Raw genomic sequence first — 18,304 nt, 5'->3', positions numbered from 1 at the left:
TTGCCTCGTGTGTCAGTGGATGAGCAAAATCGCAATCAGGATCGGGATGACCACGCCCAACCCGACGACCGGCCATGTGCTCGGTCGTCCGCGTGCGTACATTTGCAGGAGCAGGAGACCCGTCACGCAGAATGCGACGCAGCACAGCGCAAACACGTCGATGAAGATGCCCCATGCGGCGCCGACGTTGCGCCCTTTGTGCAGGTCGTTGAGATAGGCGATCCAGCCGCGATCGGTCTTCTCGTAAGTGAGTTCGCCGGTTTCGCGGTCGATCGAGATCCACGCATCGCCACCCGGACGGGGCAGCGTCACATAGGCCTCGTCGTCCGACCATTCGACATCGCGGCCGTCGACATCCACGCCGGTTGCGGCTGCGATCCCCGCCGCGGTTGCAGCAGGAAATGGCGACCGTCCCTTTGTCGGAGCGCTTTCCAGCGGCTTCAGGCTCGATTGATCAAGCGTTGCCTTCGCCGTCGTGACCGACGGCTTGGCTTCGATGCTCGCCGCATGATTGAGCGTAATGCCCGTCACCGCGAAAAGCAGCATCGTGACGAGGCTCACCGCACCGCTGATCCAGTGCCATTGCCGGAGCTGGCGCATCCATTCCGCACGTCGGTTGGAGCGTTCCGCGCGCCGCATCTGAGCATCTGGCACGTTGATATTCACGCTCGCGGCTCCCGCACCGTTGGGGGCGTATCGAGAGCAATCCGGCGGATCTTCTCAATTGGGTGGTTGCGCAGCATGGCGAGAGCATCGCGGCGGTATTTATCAGGCGCCTGCGCCAATGACGCGCGAAACGATTTTTCGGCTTCGTCGATGCGCCCGAATGCGACGAGATATCGTGCATGATGGAACTGGCCGCGGAAACATCCGCGCTGGGCGGCACGCGCAAACCATCGCGCTGCCGCTTGCGGCTTCGGCGCGCCGATCACGCCGTCTTCGCGAAATCGGCCCAGCATGTTCATAGCCTTGGGAACGCCGCGCCGCGCTGCGCTGACGAGCAACGATAGGGCGACGCGCGGGTCGCGATTGCCGCCGTGACCACGCGCCAGGAGCTTGCCGAGATTGTACTGCGCCCAGGCGTGTCCTTTATCGGCCGCGAGACGAAACCAGCGAATGGCTTCGTCCGGATCGGCAGCAACAGCCCAGCCGCACTCATAGCAGCGGCCGACCATGTTGAGTGCATCGGCATCGCCGCTGTGGGCTGCAATCCTGAACCAGCGTAGCGCCGCATCGGGGTCGCGTTCGACGCCATGCCCGTCGAGCAGCATATAACCCCACGCGACCTGCGCCTTCACTGACCCGTTCACGGCTTCGGAGCGCACATGTCGAGCCGCCGTCTCCGGATCGCGCGTGAGGCGAAGCGCGAAGCCCTCTTCCGTTTCGCGGATGTAGAGCGGCTGATACCGAGCGCCTGGCTCGGGGATCGACAGCTCGAAATCCTCATCTATTAAATCGTGTTGCATCACAGTTCAGCCCAGTGCCGCAACAGATTGTGGTAGTGGCTGGTCAGCCCCAATACGCCCGGCTGATCATCGGAAAGGACGGAGCGAACGTCTCGGATCGCTGCGTCGAGATCGAACAGCAATGCGCGCCGCCCGTCGTCCTTGATCATCGATTGGGTCCAGAAGAACGATGCCCAGCGGCTGCCGCGCGTGATCTCGGTCACGCTGTGCAGGCTCGTCGACGGATAGACGATGGCATGTCCGGCCGGAAGCTTCACGGTGTGCGAGCCATACGTGTCGACGATGACCAGTTCGCCGCCGTCGTAGTCTTCAGGTGGGCTCAGGAACAGCGTCGTCGAGACGTCGGCGCGCATGCGCATTCCGGCGCCTGGAATGGCTCGGATCGCACCGTCGACGTGCGCGTGGAATTTCATGCCCGCGTCATAGCGGTTGAACAGCGGCGGCAGCACGCGCAATGGCAGCGCTGCGGAATTGAACGTCGGATTGCGACCGAGTGCACGCAGGATGATATCGCCTGCCTCCATGGCAGCTTTAGAGCCTTCGCGGATTTGCCGATTATGCTTGGCACTGGCGGCCTGCTCGCCTGCCGTCTCTTTGCCGTCCACCCAGGCCGACTGTTCGAGAATGTTGCGGACGGCCGCGACCTCTTCCGGCTTAAGTACGTCAGGAATTTGAACAAGCATCGGTAACTCATAAAATGGTGTGCAGGAGGGCGTTGGGCGCCCTCCTGCTGGTTACGTTCGCTGAGATCGCCGTGGACCTCAGAACTTCTTGCCGATCGTGAACACGGCGCTCGTGCCGGCCGATGGCGTGGCGCGGCTGCCGAACGATTGGTCGTAGTTCACGCGGTCCGTCAGGTTGTAGCCGTTGACGGCGAACCGCCACACGTCGAGCTCATACGACAGCATCGCATCGAGACTGAACGTGTACGGGACGACGTACGCGTTGGTGTTGGAACCCGAGATGCTGAACATCTGGCTCTGGTAGATGAAGCCACTTCCGATGGTCCACTTTCCCGGACCTTGGATAAGCTCTTCCGACAGATTGTAGGTTGACCAGAGACTGACCGAGCTTGCGGGAACGCCGCCGATTTTGTTGCCGATGTTTGCAGGTGTCGTTGAGCCCGTCACCTCGCTGTCGAGGTACGTGTAGCCGACGTTTGCCGTCCATGCTTTCGTCAACTGGCCTGCGAGGCCGACTTCGAAGCCGCGAACGCGCTGGGACTCGCCCGTCTGGATCAGGTCACCCGTATCCGGATCGGGAGTGACGACGCCGTTCTTCTCGACTTGGAAGAGCGCTGCCGTTAGGCCAAGGCGATTATTGAGAAGGCTCCATTTCGCGCCGACTTCATAGGTTTCGTTTTCTTCTACCGCGTTCTGAGGGACGGTGAGCGTGATCGGGTTCGTCGCGTTAGTGACGAACTGCCCGACCGGTGATGCTGATTTAGACCACGAGAAATAGTACGTCTGAGACTTCGTCGGCTCCCAGATGACACTCGCTTTCGGGCTCCAGTAGTTGCCGGTCGAGGACGCATCGAGCGGCGGCGCAGCGTTGGGCTGCTGGAAGTTATAATCGAAAGTCGTCCAGCGGGCACCGCCGAGAATAGAAAGTTGGTTCGTCAGCCAGACGCGATCGCTGGCAAACAAGCCGAGTTCCGTGCCGTCGCTCGACCGATCATTCACCGGATTACGTTTGACCGGATAATACTGATAGAAGAACGAGCCCGGATCGCGGATCGGCGCACCCGCACTCGCGCCGGCAGTTCCCGACGGTCTCCCGAACTGCGAATATCCGGGGCGATCGTCCTCTTGATAGAATACGTCTATACCCGCGACGCTTTCGTGCTTCAGGCCGAAGGCTCTGAATTTCGCCACGCCGCTCGCGACGTTCTGGATGCCCCACGAATTCTGAATGATCGTCGGGTTGCCGCCACCGTTGGAGACGTTCGGATCAAGACCGGCGAAGAACTGTGACGCACACGTCGTCGTGCCGACAGGACCCGAAGAGCAGCCCGGAACGGTCGTCGCAAAATCTCGGTCGTAGAACGCCAATCGCGTGTCGTTATAGAACGTGATAGCGCTCGAAACGTCCTTGCGGAAATGCGACGTGACCATATCGACTTTCGTGTTGTCGTGGTCCGAAGCAATGCCGTAGAAATTCGAGCGATCGACCCCAAGCTCAGTTACGGGAAGGCCGCCCGTGGTCGCTCCCGGCCGTAAGACCATCGGCACGCCGAAGTCCGGTGTGCGATCACCTTCCTGATGCAGGTAGTTGAGCGTCCACGTCGTATCGGTGTTGAGACCGAAGGCGAGCGACCCCAGGAAGCCCCAGCGTTCGCTTTCGATGTGGTCGCGATCCGCAAAATCCTGGCTGTGGTACATGCCGACGGCGCGTGCCGCCGTCGTGTTGTTGATCTGTTTATTGACGTCGAGGACGCCACGATAAAAGTTATCGGTGCCGATGCTGAATTCGATGCTTGTGGCATCGCCGAGGTGAGCCGTCTTCTGACGAAGGTTGACGACACCGCCCGTTGTTCCCGCACCGAACGTTTCCGAAGACGAACCCTTGATGACGTCGATTTCTTCGGTTGCGAAGCTATCGCGCACATAGACGCCGAAGTCGCGCAATCCGTCGACATAGAGATCGCCTTTGGCCTCGAAGCCGCGGATGCGGAACTGGTCGCCGTTCATGCCGCCGCCACCTTCGCCGATGGCAACGGTGATGCCGGGAACGGCCCGCAACGCTTGCTCGACAGTAGTCGGATTCTGCTCGCGCAATTGCTTCTCTGGAATGACGTTCACGACCTGCGGCGTGTCCTGAACGCTGCCGGGGAGGCGGCCGATGCCTGTGCCTGCCTGTAGCGTATTGCCGGTGCTCGGGGTGAGTGCGTCAGTGGCCTGCTGAACCTGCTGCGCTTCTGTCGGCTGCGGAGCGACGGGCGCTGCCGCGACAGGCGCGGTTTTTTTTTGAACGGTCTTTTTCTTTGCTACCGCTTTCTTCTTCGCCGTAACTTCAAGCGGCGGCAGGACCGCCTGTTCCTCCGCCGGAGCTTGTTGCGCTGCCGCCCCGCCGCTCGCGAGAACCATCGTTGCGAAGCCGAGCGTTAGTGCTCCCAATTTGGTGGCGTCGCCTGAACCATATGACAGTTCGTCCTCGGGCGATCTTGCCTCCCAAAAAACTTCCATTGCATTCCCCCATTCCCAAACGCAAAAAACTGGAAGTCAGAAGAGTTTCCCCGGTCCCCCATCTGGTTCCTTACGAATTTGTAAACAAGGGTACTTTACTCCTTCGGTCAAGAATTAAAATACGCACGATTGACGAAGGTCTTAGATCGTTCCGATAACGCCACATTTTGTATGCGGTTCAGAATGCGGAACGGTGCAATTCAGCGGCCGGAAGACCTGTAACGCCGATCAGCGGACGTTGAATTTTATGGGAAGCGCGATCGTGGGAGCGGTATTCCCCGATGGCTGCGAAGCTTCTGCCATTTTTGGGGGCGCCGGCAACGGCGCGGCAGCCCGAAGCATGCTGACTGCTGCGTCATCGAGGATCGACGAGCCCGAACCTTTATAAATGCGCACGTTTGAAACGTTGCCACCGCCATCGATCGAGAAAATGACGGTCGCGACGCCTTCGACACGTTGGCTGCGGGCCTGATCGGGATAGCGCTTGAATTTGCTGATGTGCATGTAGAGCGCCTTCTGCCACGTCAACTCCGCGGCGTTCGGCTTGCGCGACATCCCTTGATTGGGTGCGGTTGCCTTCGGGCCAATTTCCTTGACGTCGATCGGTGGCGGCGCGGCAGCGAGCGAAGCAAGCATCTCCGGCTGCGCTTCCTGCACCGGTTTGTCCTGGGGCTTCTCTTTGACTTCCTCCGGCTTGACCTTCTCCAGCACGACTTCAGGATTTTCGACGAGCGGCGCTTCTTCCAGTTGCGGCAGATCTTCCTTGGGCTGCTCCTCCTTGACTTCCTCGGTAGCGGGCGTCGCGACGGAATCTTCCGAGGGTGCACCGATCGCCAGATTTTCTGATCGCTCGGGCAACGCAACCGCCACAGCCGCGAGTTCCATCATCATCGCGCCCTCGGGGTCGGCATCGTCTTCGACCGGCGGCGAATGCAACATGGCAAGCGTTCCGCCGACATGCAGCGCCACGACGACGATCGCAGCGATCGTCCACCGGAACCGGCCGTGCCACGCTGGTTCAAGGATGTCGAGCGTCGTCAGCATGTCATTGTTGGTTGGTCGAAACGGAGTTACCCGATGCAGAAGGGGACGCCGCGCCGCCCGACATATCTTCCAGCCCAACCATCGCGATCTTGACGTAACCGGCGGTGCGCAGCTGGTTCATGACTTTCATCATCTCACCGTAGGGCACCGTTTTGTCGGCGCGCAGAAAGACTCGCTGCTGACGGTCGGAGCCGGTCGCCGCATCGAGCGATGGCCCGATATCGCGGCGGCTGATCGGGCCGTTGCCGAGCGCCAGCGAGAGGTCGGCCTTGATCGTGAGGAAGATGGGCTTCTTCTGGCGCGGCTGCGGCTTGGCCTTCGCGACCGGCAGATCGACCGGAACGTCAACTGTCGACAGCGGCGCCGCTACCATGAAGATAATGAGCAGCACGAGCATCACGTCGATGAACGGCGTCACGTTGATCTCGTGGTTCTCGACGAGATCGTCGCCGCCGTCGTCCAGTCTTCCAGCCATAGCTGCCGCCTTGATTATTCCGCCGCCTGCTGCGCGAGTATGGGCTTCATGCCGCGATCGAGATCACGCGAGACAAGCCGCATCACTTCAGCTGAGGCTTCGCCGATCAACGCTTTGTACCGCGAGATCTGACGCGAGAAATGATTGTAGGTGATCACCGCCGGGATGGCCGCGATCAGGCCTGTCGCCGTTGCGAGCAGCGCTTCGGCAATACCCGGAGCGACGATCGCGAGGTTCGTCGTCTGTGTCTCCGAGATGCCGATGAAGCTGTTCATGATCCCCCAGACGGTGCCAAAAAGACCGATGAACGGCGCTGTCGATCCAATGGTCGCGAGCACGCCCGTGCCGCGGTTGATGTGCCGCCCTGCTGCCGCCGACAATCCGTCGAGCCGCGACTGCACCCGTTCCTTGATGCCGTTCTTGTCCGCGATATCGGCCGAAAGACGCAGCTCTGTGATCGCAAGATTGATGAACGACGACACGATGCAGCGTTTGGGGCGCGAACGTTTGCTGTCGCCGAGGCGTTGCGCGGCTTCGGCCAAGCTCGCCGTTGCGTTGATGCGTGAAAACGCCGAGACCAGTCGCCGCTTCGCAGCCGCAAGCTCGAGGGATTTCGCCAGCCAGACGGTCCACGTCGTGACGGACGCGAGGATCAGAAAGATCATGACGCCCTTTACGACGCTGTCGGCGGCAAGGAACATTTTCCACGGTGACAGGTCGTGCGGAAGGTCCGCTTTTTTCGGCGACGCGTCTTCCGCATTCGGTTCCGTCTCCGATAGCGCAGACGGAGCGCTGGTCGCCTCGGTCGATGGCGAAGCCGGTGACGATGCAGCGTTATCAGCCGCAGCAGGCGTGCTTTCGGTGACCGCAGTCGCGGGAGCGGGCGTTTCGGCTGGGGCGGGCGCCGTCATGACCGGGGCGGGAAGAGCGGGCGCTGTAGCCCCGCCATCTTGTGCGGCTGGCGCCCCGACGTCCTGCGCCGTCGCGGGCATGACGCTGAACGACACCGTGCCGGAGATGCAAAGAACGACCGCAACCAATCGCCAAATGCGGTGTGTTCCGAAAATACTGCGTAACGTCATTTTGTCAGGATGACCTTCTCTGGTCCCTCACTCTGCCGCGAGTGCGAAAAAGCATAAACAAAACTATACTGCTGTCGTCAAGTTTCCCGCGGGGCGCACGAGGCGAGGCCACACGCGACAAGGCGTCCCCCACAGGCGAAGGCGCCGGGCAGAGAGGCGTGGGCGATCCGCAGCACGCGAATCCGTGTCCGTCGCCGTTACACGTGCAAGCGAAAATACGGTCCGACGCAAAAAAAACGCCGCGGTTGACGCCCTGAGGCCGCGGTCCAGCCGCCCTTCGTGGCAGGAAGCAGGCAGATGCAGAAATTTTTAGGTTTGCGGGTGGAAAAAGCGTGGACAACCTGAGTCAAGGAGTTATCCGCGGCGCGCGGTTCCTGCATCATCGCGTCTGTGGTTCTGTGGCGACGCTGTAACCAAAATGTCTTGTTGTCTTAAAATCGATTAGTGGCCCCTGACAAGGAACGCGGCTAGGAGATACGGATATACTTTATATTTTTTTTGATATTAGACGCATTGAAAGGCATCCTGCATGAGCCGACTGCCAATTTCATGCTTCATTATTTCTAAGGACGAGTCTGATCGCATTGTTCGCACAATTCGTTCCGTCAAATCTTGGGTCGACGAAGTCGTCGTCGTAGATAGCGAAAGCCGCGACAATACGACGGCCCTGGCTTTAGCTGAAGGATGCCGCGTCATTACGCAACCGTGGCTCGGGTTCGGGCCGCAAAAGCGCTTCGCCGAAGATCAATGCAGAAATGATTGGGTTCTGAACCTCGACGCTGACGAGGTGGTGACGCCCGAGCTTCGCGACGAGATCATCGGCATGTTCTCGGCAGGGCATCCGGCACAAATTGCATACGCCATGGCTCTAGACCTCGTTTATCCCGGCGATCAGCGGCCGAGGCGTTGGGCGCGCGACCATTGGTACGTCCGGCTATACGATCGCCAAGTCGTCCGCTTTCGCAACTCGCATGTCCATGACACTGTCGTGATGGGCGGCCATGCCGTCGGCAGCCTTCGACATTCGGTCTATCATTATTCCTTTCGGAGCTATGATGACCTGAAGCAGAAGCTGGGGGAGCGTATGCTGCTCTCGGCAAAGCACGCACAGAATTCCTCTCAGGTGATGTTGCTTACGCGGCTTCTGCTGGAAATGCCCATCAATTTTTTCAAGTATTACATCGTCCGCCGACATTTTACCGGCGGCTTCAAGGGTCTGAGATACGCTTGGATCCAAGGCACATACCGACAAGTCAAGATTGTCCATATGTGGCGCGCACGATACGAAAAGAGCGCCTCGGCAGCGACCGTGCCGTGCAATGGGAACACCGGCCTCGAAGCACGCGCGGATGTTCAGGGGGCAATGGCATCTCCTCGGACGGATTTTGGATTGTACCCAAAAACACCGCCTGCGGGCGAAATATATGCTGAACGGGCCTAGTCCCGTCTGCCAAAGCGCACAGCAGCGGTCAGCGTCCCGTTCCCGCGAGCATCTGTAGCCAGTTCAGGACGTCGGCAGGCCCCTGAAACGAGGCTTCGTCCTTCGAGAAATTCTCGCCCGCGACTTTCAGACCGAAGCCGCTCAAATCCTCCGCCGCCTGGAACGCATCGACATCTGAAATATCGTCGCCTAGCATCACCGGCGTCTTGTTCGCAAACTGCGGGAGAGACGCAATTCGGCGCAGCGCCCGTCCCTTCGAGAAGCCGACCGGCAGGATTTCAACGACCTTCCGCCCACCGCAGATCTTGAATTGGTTGGGATAGAGCGGAAGCAGCGCTTCGAGAAGATCGGTCAACGGCTGTTGCATGTCGGGAACCAGCCGGTAGTGCAGGGCGATGCCGCTGCCTTTGTCTTCGAAGACGACGCCAGGCAATTCATGCACGATCTTCTTGATCGCAGCCTGCAGTCCGGGATCGAAGCTCGGCGTCAACGTTTCGATCTCGCCGTCAGCCGCAAGTCGCATCTGTCCACCGTGAACGCCCGCACCAATGAACTTCGAGGGACTGAGCAGGCGATCGGCTTCCATCAGCGGCCGTCCTGTGATGATCGCAACGGCGCCTGCAAGGCGCTGGGACAGTGAGCTGATGAGATCCGGCAAAATGGGCGGGACATGCACTGTTGATGGCGTCAGGGCGACATCGAGCAGTGTGCCGTCGATATCGAGAAAGATCGCAACCGGTTCCTCGGACGAAACAAGCTTCTCGACGTTCGCACGCAGTGCCGCAGCGCGCTCGCGCGGCGAAATACCCGTATCGGTTTGCTCGACCCTCAAATGCTGCATTCCGAATGTCCTTCCTAGATCGGGAAACTGAGAAGCGCAGCTTCGCTTTCGTGCGCCAGTTCTCGCTCTAACACCGGCCGGGATAAAAGCCCCGTCTGTGTATCAATATGCTGCACGACGCTCGCGGCATTGATCGAAGCTGCGCTGAGCGCCCGTACGGCATCGTTCGTGTCTGCTAGATAACATGCGAACGTGGCCGAGAACGCGTCGCCGGCCCCTGTTGTTGCCGCTGCGACGACATGCTGCGCCGCGCGGTAATGAAGATCTTGCCCTCTGGCGATGAACGCACCGTTCGCACCGTCCGTCAGCACGACGGCGCCGACGCCGAGTTCGATCAGCGCGCTCAGAAACTTGGCAAGCGTCATCTCGTATCCGCCGTTACGCAGGCCACGCTTGGCCAGCGGCGGCAGCGGATCGTCTTTGCCGACGATCAGCGGAGCTCCGCCGTCTCCGAACGATTGCAGCAGTCGTGGCATCAGCGTCTGCGCTTCCGCGCGGTTCACGCACAGAATGTCGATATGTTTGAGGCTTTGCCAGAAATCGTCGAAGCGCGCCGTAAGCTGACGGATGCCGGGATTGACCGCAAGCCGCGCCCCGGCGCTTTTCGCGCGTTCCACGACCAGCGGATAGCAATCTGCCGACTCATTGCTGAGATTGGCCACGTACACGAGCTGACGTCCGGCGAACGCTTCGGCAGGAAAATCCTCCGGTCGCAAACGCGTGTTGGCGCCGCGGTAGGTAAAGACGGCAGCGTTGCGATCATGCGATGAGATGATGACGGATGCGCCCGTTGGCTCACTCTCGTCGGCGGCTAGCCACGTGATGTCCACGCCTTCTGCGCGCAGCAGGCTGCGCACGATATCGGCTTTGTCGTCATGGCCGACTTTTGCGATGATGGATGTGTTATGGCCGAGCCGCGCCGCGGCCACCGCAGAGTTCAGCGCGCCGCCGCCGCCGCTCGACGCGATCTCCTCGACTTCGGTTTTCTGGCCCTCTTCGAGCAACAAAAACGAACTCTCAGCGTTGCGCATCTTGATCTGTTCGATCTTGTCACTTGCGATCGTGACGATCGTATCAACCATTGCGCCGCCAATGGTGAGGACGTTCATCGCTGTTCCGAAGCGGCTCCCATCAGATCGCTTGTCTTTCGGAACCATTGATCCATCTCCGGACGCCACAACCGCGCGCCGCCCGAAATGCCGGTGGAAGGCGGCACCACGCTAGCCCAGGGCGGAAGATCGAACGTCAGGCGCCGCGAGTTTCCGCCGCCGATGTAAAGCCGGTCAACGTTCGTCAGGCCCTGCACGGAACTCAAGACATACTTGGCACGCTCATTCCAAGCGTCGAGGCCGAGTTCAAGATAGGCCGTGTGTCCGATGTAGCGATCGTAGTTGATATCGTCGCGCGCGTGATGCTGTCCAAGCTCCAGCCCGAAGAAGGCCGAGCCGTTGACGAACAGCGCACATCCCATGCCTGTGCCGAACGTCAGGACGCATTCGCGGCCTGGCCCCTTGGCGACGCCAAGGCCGTAGACGATGGCATCGTTGAGCACGCGCACCGGTGCATTGAGCCTCTGAGTGAGCGTCAGTTCGAGATCGAACTCGCACCAATGCGGCGTTCCGAGATTAGGCGCGGTCTTGACGTGATGTCGCCCGACGACACCGGGAAACCCCACGGAAACACGCCCAAAAGCCGGAAGCGATTTTACGACGTCGACGATGAGATCGACGATCGTTTCCGGTGTCGACGGCTTTGGCGTCTGTGTCGTGATGAAGTCCGAGATCAACGTGCCGTTCTCGTTGACGGTCGCGGCCTTGATCAGCGTGCCGCCGATATCGACGCACAGGATATTTGGGCTTTTGATGATCTCATCCGACTTCGCAATGCTGATTTTATCTACCGTAACATTCATCATGTCCCCACATTTGCCGAGAGCCGGCTGTCAGTGGTGTTTTTTTTAGTTGCGCGTTGCAAGCGCTCGAGCGCCTTTCCCATTTCGGGTGGCGATTTCGGCGACCGTGCGATACGACGCTGACCCGCTTTAAGCAGCGCCGAGAAATAGCTGCTGCCCCACGCGTCCGCATCGCTCTTGCAGACCGTTTTCATCAGCTTCTGGTAACGCTGCCGCCGTTCGGCGGGAGACATCTCCAGTGCAGTCTTGATGCCCTGAGAGATATCGTTCAGGTCATAGGGATTAACGAGCACAGCGTCCGAGAGTTGCTCAGCGGCGCCCGCAAACTTAGACAGGATAAGCACGCCCGGATCGACGGGGTTCTGCGACGCGATATATTCCTTCGCGACGAGGTTCATGCCATCCATTAGCGGCGTAACGAGGCCGATGCGCGACGTTCGGTAGATATCGCGCAATTCGCTGCGCGGGATCGTGCGGTGAATGTAATTGATCGGCACCCAATCGAGTTCGCCGTAGCGCCCGTTGATAGAACCGGCGAGCGATTCAAGCTCGGCCTTGATGTCTGCATACGCTTCGACACTCTCGCGTGTCGGCGGCGCAAACTGCGAAAGCACGACGCTCCGGCGATACTCGGGAAAGTCTTCGAGAAATTTTCCGTAGGCTTTGAATTTTTGTGGCAGTCCCTTCGTGTAGTCGAGCCGGTCGATGCCGATGATGCGATGGATATCGCCAGCCTCGTTCGCCGCCAAGGCTTCCTCTTCGCCCGGCCCGAATGCAAAATCTTTCGGGTCGATACCGACAGGAAAACAGCCGATGTCGAGTTCGGTGTCATCGACGCGGATACGCCCGGAAGGCAACAGCCTGCCATAGACGCTCCGCTGCAAGAAATCGATCAGGTTGCGGACATCTGACTGCGTCTGCAACCCAATAAGATCATAGGCGCCGAGCGCCCGCGCAATCTCTTTGTTCTCCGGGATCGCAAGTAGCGACTGCGCCGGACCGATCGGGATATGCAGAAAGAAACCGATTGGATTTTCGACGCCGAGCTTGCGCAGCTCTCGCGCCATCGGCACCAAGTGATAGTCGTGTATCCAGATAACGTCGTCGGGCTTAAGCAGGGGCGCCAGATGGCGCGCAAACCGCGCATTCACTTCGACATAGCGCGCGTAATATCCGGCTTCGAATTGCGCGAGGTCGAGGCGGTTATGAAAGACCGGCCAAAGAACCGAATTTGAATAACCGAGATAGTAGTCGTTGTAATCGGCTGCCGTGAGCGGCTCTGTCACCGTGGTATGTCCACCGACAGTAATAGACTTGGGCCCGGGTTGATCGGTCTCTTCGATTTGACCGTCCCATCCAAACCAAAAGCCGCTTTGGCGTTCGAGGGTATTGTAGATCGCGACACCGACACCGCCTGCCTGTTGGGCAGCGTTGAAGTCGATGACGCGGTTAGAGACCATGACGAGTCTGGCCAAGAGACCTCCTTCCACGCGCGCGAGAAACTGATCTGATACCGGCCCCTCGCGCAGCACCACGAAGTATAAACCCGCGAAATTGCGACAGGTTCCCGGATTTGTTTATCGCCCGTTTATTTGTTCTTGATACGTTCTTTTGGCGCTGCAAAATGCCCACAGCGAGCCTGTGCTGCGACGTCCGTGTCGGTCTCGGCAACGTCCCGAACTCTCGCGTTCATCGGCAATTCATGCTACCGAAAAGCCTGTGTAATCTTTGGGGGGCTGGGGCGCCTTTGCTGCGTCACTGGCGTGGAATGCAAAATGGAGGCGCGGGCCGTTCGTGCAACGAATGGTTCAACTCGTCGACAACCTGATCGAGCGAGTTTTTCCGCGGCTACGACGTAAGCCGCAGTATGCATATCCGTTGGGGTTGGCAATTTTTGCTGTCGCGGCGCTAGCGCGACTGGCGCTGTCCCAATGGCTGCAGGACAATACGCCGTTTCTCACGTTCTTCATCGCGGTTCTGCTGGCGTCACTCATCGCCGGAACGGGACCCGGGTTGCTGGTGGTTGTCGCGTCCTTCTTCGCAGGATGGTATTTCTATCTGCCCGGTCCAGGCTGGCTACCGATAACCAATGCGACCGTCGTCGCGCTTGTAAGCTTTTCGATCCTTTCGGTTTTGATCGTCGCCGTGGTTCACATCTTGAACCGCAAGGTCGAAGGTCTGCTGAACGAGCGCTCGCGCAATGAAGCACTGCTGCAGGACAGTGCTCTGGGTGAAATGCAACTTGAACAACTCAATGTCGAACTACGCCACCGCCTGAAAAATACATTCGCCGTCATCGCTGGACTTGTGAGCCAATCAGCCCGCTACACGCGCGATATCGATCAGTTTGCCGCCGCGCTTGGAGGTCGACTTTCGGCGATGGGTAACGCCATGGATCTCGTCGCGACGCGCAACTTCATCGGCGCGCCATTGAGCGAGCTGATCTCCGAAACCATGAAACCTCTGGTGCCGCCGGGCTCAGCGCGTTTCGTCATGCGCGGGCCGGAAACGATCGTGCCGAGTGACGTCGCCAGCGCGCTTGCTTTGACGCTGCACGAATTGGGCACCAACGCCATCAAATACGGGGCCTGGTCGAACGATCGCGGCCGGGTCACCGTGACCTGGACGCTCACCCGCCTCGACAATGACGACAGCCAGTTCGAACTTTTCTGGAGTGAGCGCGGCGGCCCCCCCGTCAGCGCTCCCGAACGGCGAGGGCTCGGAACGACGTTGATCGACAGCGGCTTTCCGACCGCACAAGTCGAAAGACAGTTCAACGAAGATGGCGTCCAGTGCCGGCTCGTCGCCGTTTTGAAACAGGCCACGACGCGGCGCACGCGCGGCCGTGCTTCATCTCTGCATTGAAGCGTCTGCGGAACGTCTTATCCGTTGACGTCGAACGCTCCGCCGCCGTTGCTGCGTGTAACGGCGGAAACGATATCTCGCTCGCTTCGGCTCTGTTTGTTGCTGCTTTCGGCGTCATCGTGATGCGCCGCCGCTGATCCGGTCCATGCGTCTTCCCACTTCCGGGAGAGCGTCATGCCGGAATTGATCAGCCCGGCCATAGAATACGTCTGCGGAAGATTGCCCCAAAGCTCCCCCGTCGAGGGATGTAGATCTTCGCTGAGCATTCCGAAAGAATTCCGGTGACTTAGAATTTCACCGAACAGCTCACGCGCTTCATCGGCGCGGCCGATCGAGGCGAGCGCATCGATGTACCAGAACTGACAGGCGAGAAACGCCGATTCCGGTAATCCGAAATCGTCTTCGGCCGCATAGCGTAGCATCAGCCCGTTGCGCATCAGCTCGCGGCCGATGGTGTTGCACGTCTTGACGAAGCGCGGATCGTCGGGCGGCAGAAAGCCCAGATCGGGCAGCAGCAGAACGCTCGCGTCAAGCTCCTGATGATCGAACGCTCCCGTGAACGATTGGCGCTTGTCGCTCCAGGCACGCGCGAGAATTTCCGCGCGGATTTTCTCGGCGGCTTCCGCCCAGTACGCCATCCGGTCGCCGAGGCCGAGGATCTTTGCAATGCGCGCCAGCCGATCGCATGCGACCCAGCACATGGTGGCGGAATGCGTATGGATGCGTTGGCGCCCGCGATATTCCCAGATGCCGGCATCCGGTTCGAGATAGAGCAAGCGCGCCTGTTCGCCGAGCGCCTCAAGCTCGCGAAACATGCTGGCGTCGCCCATCCGGGGCAATCGCTGATCTATGAACATTTGCGTAGCGCCTAAGATCACACTGCCATAGGCGTCATGCTGCAGCTGGTCCGACGCGAGGTTGCCGAGCCGAACAGGCCCCATGCCTTGATAACCATTGAGATCCGGTGCGATCCGTTCGGCGGCAATATCGTTGTGTACGATGCCGTAGAGGGGTTTCAGCGGGCCTTTGCCGTCCGCGACAATGGTCGTGATGTAGTCGAGGTAATTCTCCATTGATTGCGTCGCGCCGAGGCGGTTCAGCGCACGAATGACGAAATAGGCGTCGCGAAGCCAGCAGAACCGGTAGTCCCAGGTGCGCGGCGTGTTAGGGGCCTCTGGAATGGATGTCGTAAGCGCAGCGGTTATCGCGCCGGTCTCTTCGAACGTGCAGAGTTTGAGCAGGATCGCGGCGCGAATGATTTCCGGCTGCCATTCGTAGCTGACGGCGAGGCCGCGCACCCACGCCACCCAGAAGTCGCGCGTGCGCTCCAGGAATTCGCGAGACAAAGCATCCATCGAGCTGTCGATCGGCTCATCGGAACCGATAACGAGCGTCATCGGATGCGTCAGGGCGAACGGCGTCTCATGCACGACATAGGAAATGGGAATGTCCGTCGTGACTCTAATGGCATTCGATCCGCACGTATATCGGACGTGGTTCGAGCCGTGCGAAGCGCTGGCTGCGACCTGCCCATAGCTGTGCGTCGGCCGAACGCGAACGGAAATGCGTGGCAAGCCGCGCAGCGGTTCGATGCGGCGCATGAGCTGCGTCGGATGAAACGAGCGGTCGAACCGCCAGAAACGCGGCGCGAAGTCCGTCACTTTGACAGCTGCGCCGCTGTCCGAAATGAGTATTGTTTCAAGGATGCAGGTATTGCGAATGTAGCTCGACGTTGCCGACACCTGGCCTTCGAGCACGACGTCGCAAAAACCTTTCTCCTCGTCGCCCGCAAGCAGACGGCAGAAAATCGGATCGCCGTCGAGCCGCGGAAAACACCACCAGACGATGCGCGCGCCTTTGTCGATCAGCGCCGCGACACGGCCGTTGCCGATAGCCGCGACATCGAGTGAAGAACGATAGGAACTGGCAGTCATCGAATTCCCCGCGAGACAGGCTTTGAAAACGAAAACAACGTCTGGAAACTAGCGCGGGTTTCCCGCACCGCACAATGTCGCATGGCCGCAGGTCGCGTGAATGCGCGTGAACGCCCATCGTATCGGCTGAAATTATCCTTCACGCGACCTGATTGGAGGTGCTGGCGGCGTGTTGCTCATCGGCGCGAAAGGCGAGCATCTTGATGAGATCCGTTACGTCGCCCGGATTGTACGGCTTCTTCAGATGTGGATATTCCCGCAAGCGCGGCGGCAGGAACACGAGGTCGTTGTAGCCGGTCGTAAAGGCGAACGGGATCATCCGCCGATCGAGAATCTCGGCAATCGGCGCGCTGTTATCGGCGCCGAGGTTGATGTCGAGCAGCGCAATATCGAAATTGGTTTCCGTCGCTGCACGCAAGCCTTCCGAAAGCTGCGCATATGGCCCGACGACCGTATGCCCTTCCGTTTCGAGATCAAGCTTCAATTGCATGGCAATCAAGGCTTCGTCCTCGACCAGAAGAATGCGGCAGCTCCGCGCGGCCGGGATGTTTGCAGCGGGAAGAGGCGTGCGCGCCTTTGGCACGATCGCGATATGGCGCGTGCCGACGAGTTGTGTGCGTGACGAAAGCTCGCCTTGGAAATCGAATTGGAATCCTTCGGGCGAGAAAGTCATCTCAGCCGTGCCGCCGCATTCCGATGCAGCGCTGCGGATCACCGCAAGGCCGAAACCATTGCGCGCCGGCTTGCTGCAATGAGGTCCTCCGCGCTCCTGCCACGAGAACGCGATCTTATCGCCTTCCGGCGTCGTGATGCGCGACCATCCAACGTTGACCTTGCCACCTGCTGTCGAGAGCGCGCCATGCTTGACGGCGTTGGTGACGAGTTCGTGCAGGACGAGAGCCATCGACTGCCCGAACTTGGACGTCAGGCGAATGCGGTCGCCGTCGACGATGATGTCGTTCGTGCTGCGAGAACGGAACGGAGCGAGTGCGCCCTGCACGAGTTCGTGTAGGTCGACGCCCGTCCAGCTGCTCTGGCGCAACAAATCGTGCGCCGACGACATCGCATGAATGCGCCCGTCGAGCGCGGACGCAAACGACGCAACCGAAACCGCATTGGCGCTTGAAAGCCGGGCAATTGCCGCAACATTCGCGAGGATGTTTTTAACGCGATGGTCAAGCTCGGCCATCAGAAGCTGCTGATGGCTCTCGGCCGATTTGCGTTCTGTAATGTCGAGTACCGTTCCGAGCACGCGCTGTGTTTCGCCGATGTTGATTGCGCGTCCGCGTGCGAGAATCCACGAAATGCCGCGTGCGCTCGTCACGCGATATTCGAGTTCCGCAATGCTGTCGGCATAGTTGGCCGTGCGGACATAGTTTCTGACCATCTCGCGGTCGTCATCGTGCACGACCGACATGAAGTCTTCAAAGCTTTGCTGTTCGGGAACATCGCGATGTAGCACGTCTGAAGTGTTCGCCGACCAGCGCAGCATCTGCGTTGTCGCATCGTATTCGAACGTGGCGAGTTTGGCGGCCTCGCTCGCGAGACGCAGCCGCTCGGAGCTTTCTTGCAGCGCCGCGTGTGACGCCTCAAGCTGTTCGGCGCGTTGCTTGACGCGTTCTTCGAGTTCGGCATTAAGGGCGTCAAGCTGCCGTGTCTTGCGATAAAGCTCGACGAAAATCTGTACCTTTGCCTTCAGGATTTCCGGCACGACCGGCACGGACACGTAATCGACGGCACCGGTTCGATAGCCTTTCAGAAGATCGTCCGTCTCAAGCCGCACTGCCGAGATAAAGATCACCGCCGTCTTTTCGTGGCGTGGATGGTCGCGGATCATCGCGGCAAGCTCGAAGCCATCGAGATCGGGCATGCACACGTCCATCAGGATGACGGCGATGTCCGTCTTGAGGAGCGCCGTCAGTGCTTCCTCGGCAGTCGTTGCTTTAATGAGCGTCGCGTCGAGCCCGTCGAGAATGGCTTCATACGTCAAAAGCTTTCCCGGCTGATCGTCGACCAGCAGGATGTTGACGGGTTCGATAGGTGCGTTTTCCGCAGGCAT

The 18,304-nt window shown here is 59.7% G+C and carries 15 protein-coding genes; 2 read left to right on the top strand and 13 right to left on the bottom strand.

Translation table 11 applies throughout. From position 1 onward, the window contains the following. Positions 1–12 precede the first annotated feature (12 nt). The 7 genes from RLW41_RS00550 to exbB form a co-directional block, all read right to left on the bottom strand. Positions 13–666, bottom strand: coding sequence for a PepSY-associated TM helix domain-containing protein (locus RLW41_RS00550; RefSeq protein ID WP_414463077.1), 654 nt, complete (start codon positions 664–666; stop codon positions 13–15). Further along, complete coding sequence (locus tag RLW41_RS00545) at positions 663–1,466, bottom strand: tetratricopeptide repeat protein (RefSeq protein WP_414463076.1); 804 nt, start codon at positions 1,464–1,466, stop codon at positions 663–665. The genes RLW41_RS00550 and RLW41_RS00545 overlap by 4 nt, the downstream gene beginning before the upstream one ends. Then, complete coding sequence (locus RLW41_RS00540) at positions 1,466–2,149, bottom strand: Fe2+-dependent dioxygenase (RefSeq protein WP_414463075.1); 684 nt, start codon at positions 2,147–2,149, stop codon at positions 1,466–1,468. The genes RLW41_RS00545 and RLW41_RS00540 overlap by 1 nt, the downstream gene beginning before the upstream one ends. A 78-nt stretch (positions 2,150–2,227) precedes the next feature. Next, complete coding sequence (locus RLW41_RS00535; RefSeq protein ID WP_414463074.1) at positions 2,228–4,651, bottom strand: TonB-dependent receptor; 2,424 nt, start codon at positions 4,649–4,651, stop codon at positions 2,228–2,230. A 228-nt stretch (positions 4,652–4,879) separates the two neighbouring features. Continuing rightward, a complete protein-coding gene (locus RLW41_RS00530; RefSeq protein ID WP_414463073.1) occupies positions 4,880–5,695 on the bottom strand; it encodes a TonB family protein in 816 nt (271 codons plus the stop codon). Between the two features lies 1 nt (position 5,696). After that, positions 5,697–6,170: a TonB system transport protein ExbD gene (exbD, locus tag RLW41_RS00525; RefSeq protein ID WP_409560406.1), complete on the bottom strand. Its 474-nt coding sequence runs from the start codon at positions 6,168–6,170 to the stop codon at positions 5,697–5,699. 14 nt (positions 6,171–6,184) lie between these two features. Further along, on the bottom strand, positions 6,185–7,252 hold the full coding sequence (gene exbB, locus RLW41_RS00520; protein WP_414463072.1) for a tonB-system energizer ExbB: 1,068 nt from the start codon (positions 7,250–7,252) through the stop codon (positions 6,185–6,187). A gap of 529 nt (positions 7,253–7,781) precedes the next feature. Here exbB and RLW41_RS00515 point away from each other — a divergent pair. Next, the gene (locus tag RLW41_RS00515; RefSeq protein ID WP_414463071.1) at positions 7,782–8,693 is read left to right on the top strand and encodes a glycosyltransferase family 2 protein; all 912 of its coding nucleotides are present in this window, start codon (positions 7,782–7,784) and stop codon (positions 8,691–8,693) included. Positions 8,694–8,721: 28 nt separating this feature from the next. Here RLW41_RS00515 and otsB read toward each other — a convergent pair whose 3' ends face one another. The 4 genes from otsB to RLW41_RS00495 are packed head-to-tail and all read right to left on the bottom strand — an operon-like array spanning position 8,722 to position 12,921. Next, on the bottom strand, positions 8,722–9,534 hold the full coding sequence (gene otsB / locus RLW41_RS00510; protein WP_414463070.1) for a trehalose-phosphatase: 813 nt from the start codon (positions 9,532–9,534) through the stop codon (positions 8,722–8,724). A gap of 14 nt (positions 9,535–9,548) precedes the next feature. Further along, the gene (locus RLW41_RS00505) at positions 9,549–10,691 is read right to left on the bottom strand and encodes a carbohydrate kinase family protein (protein ID WP_414463069.1); all 1,143 of its coding nucleotides are present in this window, start codon (positions 10,689–10,691) and stop codon (positions 9,549–9,551) included. Next, on the bottom strand, positions 10,640–11,449 hold the full coding sequence (locus tag RLW41_RS00500; RefSeq protein ID WP_414463068.1) for an ROK family protein: 810 nt from the start codon (positions 11,447–11,449) through the stop codon (positions 10,640–10,642). Before RLW41_RS00500 ends, RLW41_RS00505 begins: the two co-directional genes overlap by 52 nt. After that, positions 11,446–12,921 (bottom strand): alpha,alpha-trehalose-phosphate synthase (UDP-forming), encoded by a 1,476-nt coding sequence (locus tag RLW41_RS00495; protein WP_414463067.1) that lies wholly within the window; start codon positions 12,919–12,921, stop codon positions 11,446–11,448. Before RLW41_RS00495 ends, RLW41_RS00500 begins: the two co-directional genes overlap by 4 nt. A 328-nt stretch (positions 12,922–13,249) precedes the next feature. On the opposite strand from RLW41_RS00495, the gene RLW41_RS00490 reads away from it, so the two are divergent. Next, positions 13,250–14,311, top strand: coding sequence for an HWE histidine kinase domain-containing protein (locus RLW41_RS00490; protein WP_414464633.1), 1,062 nt, complete (start codon positions 13,250–13,252; stop codon positions 14,309–14,311). Positions 14,312–14,328: 17 nt separating this feature from the next. Here RLW41_RS00490 and RLW41_RS00485 read toward each other — a convergent pair whose 3' ends face one another. Continuing rightward, positions 14,329–16,245 (bottom strand): glycoside hydrolase family 15 protein, encoded by a 1,917-nt coding sequence (locus tag RLW41_RS00485; protein ID WP_409560399.1) that lies wholly within the window; start codon positions 16,243–16,245, stop codon positions 14,329–14,331. 139 nt (positions 16,246–16,384) lie between these two features. Next, positions 16,385–18,304 carry a response regulator gene (locus RLW41_RS00480; RefSeq protein ID WP_414463066.1) on the bottom strand — a complete coding sequence of 640 codons (1,920 nt, stop codon included), beginning with the start codon at positions 18,302–18,304 and terminating at the stop codon, positions 16,385–16,387.

Source organism: Hyphomicrobium sp. DY-1, assembly GCF_047497105.1.
Lineage (GTDB): Bacteria > Pseudomonadota > Alphaproteobacteria > Rhizobiales > Hyphomicrobiaceae > Hyphomicrobium_B.
The sequence above is the reverse complement of the archived record's forward strand: the minus strand, read 5'-3'. Positions and strand labels throughout refer to the sequence as shown.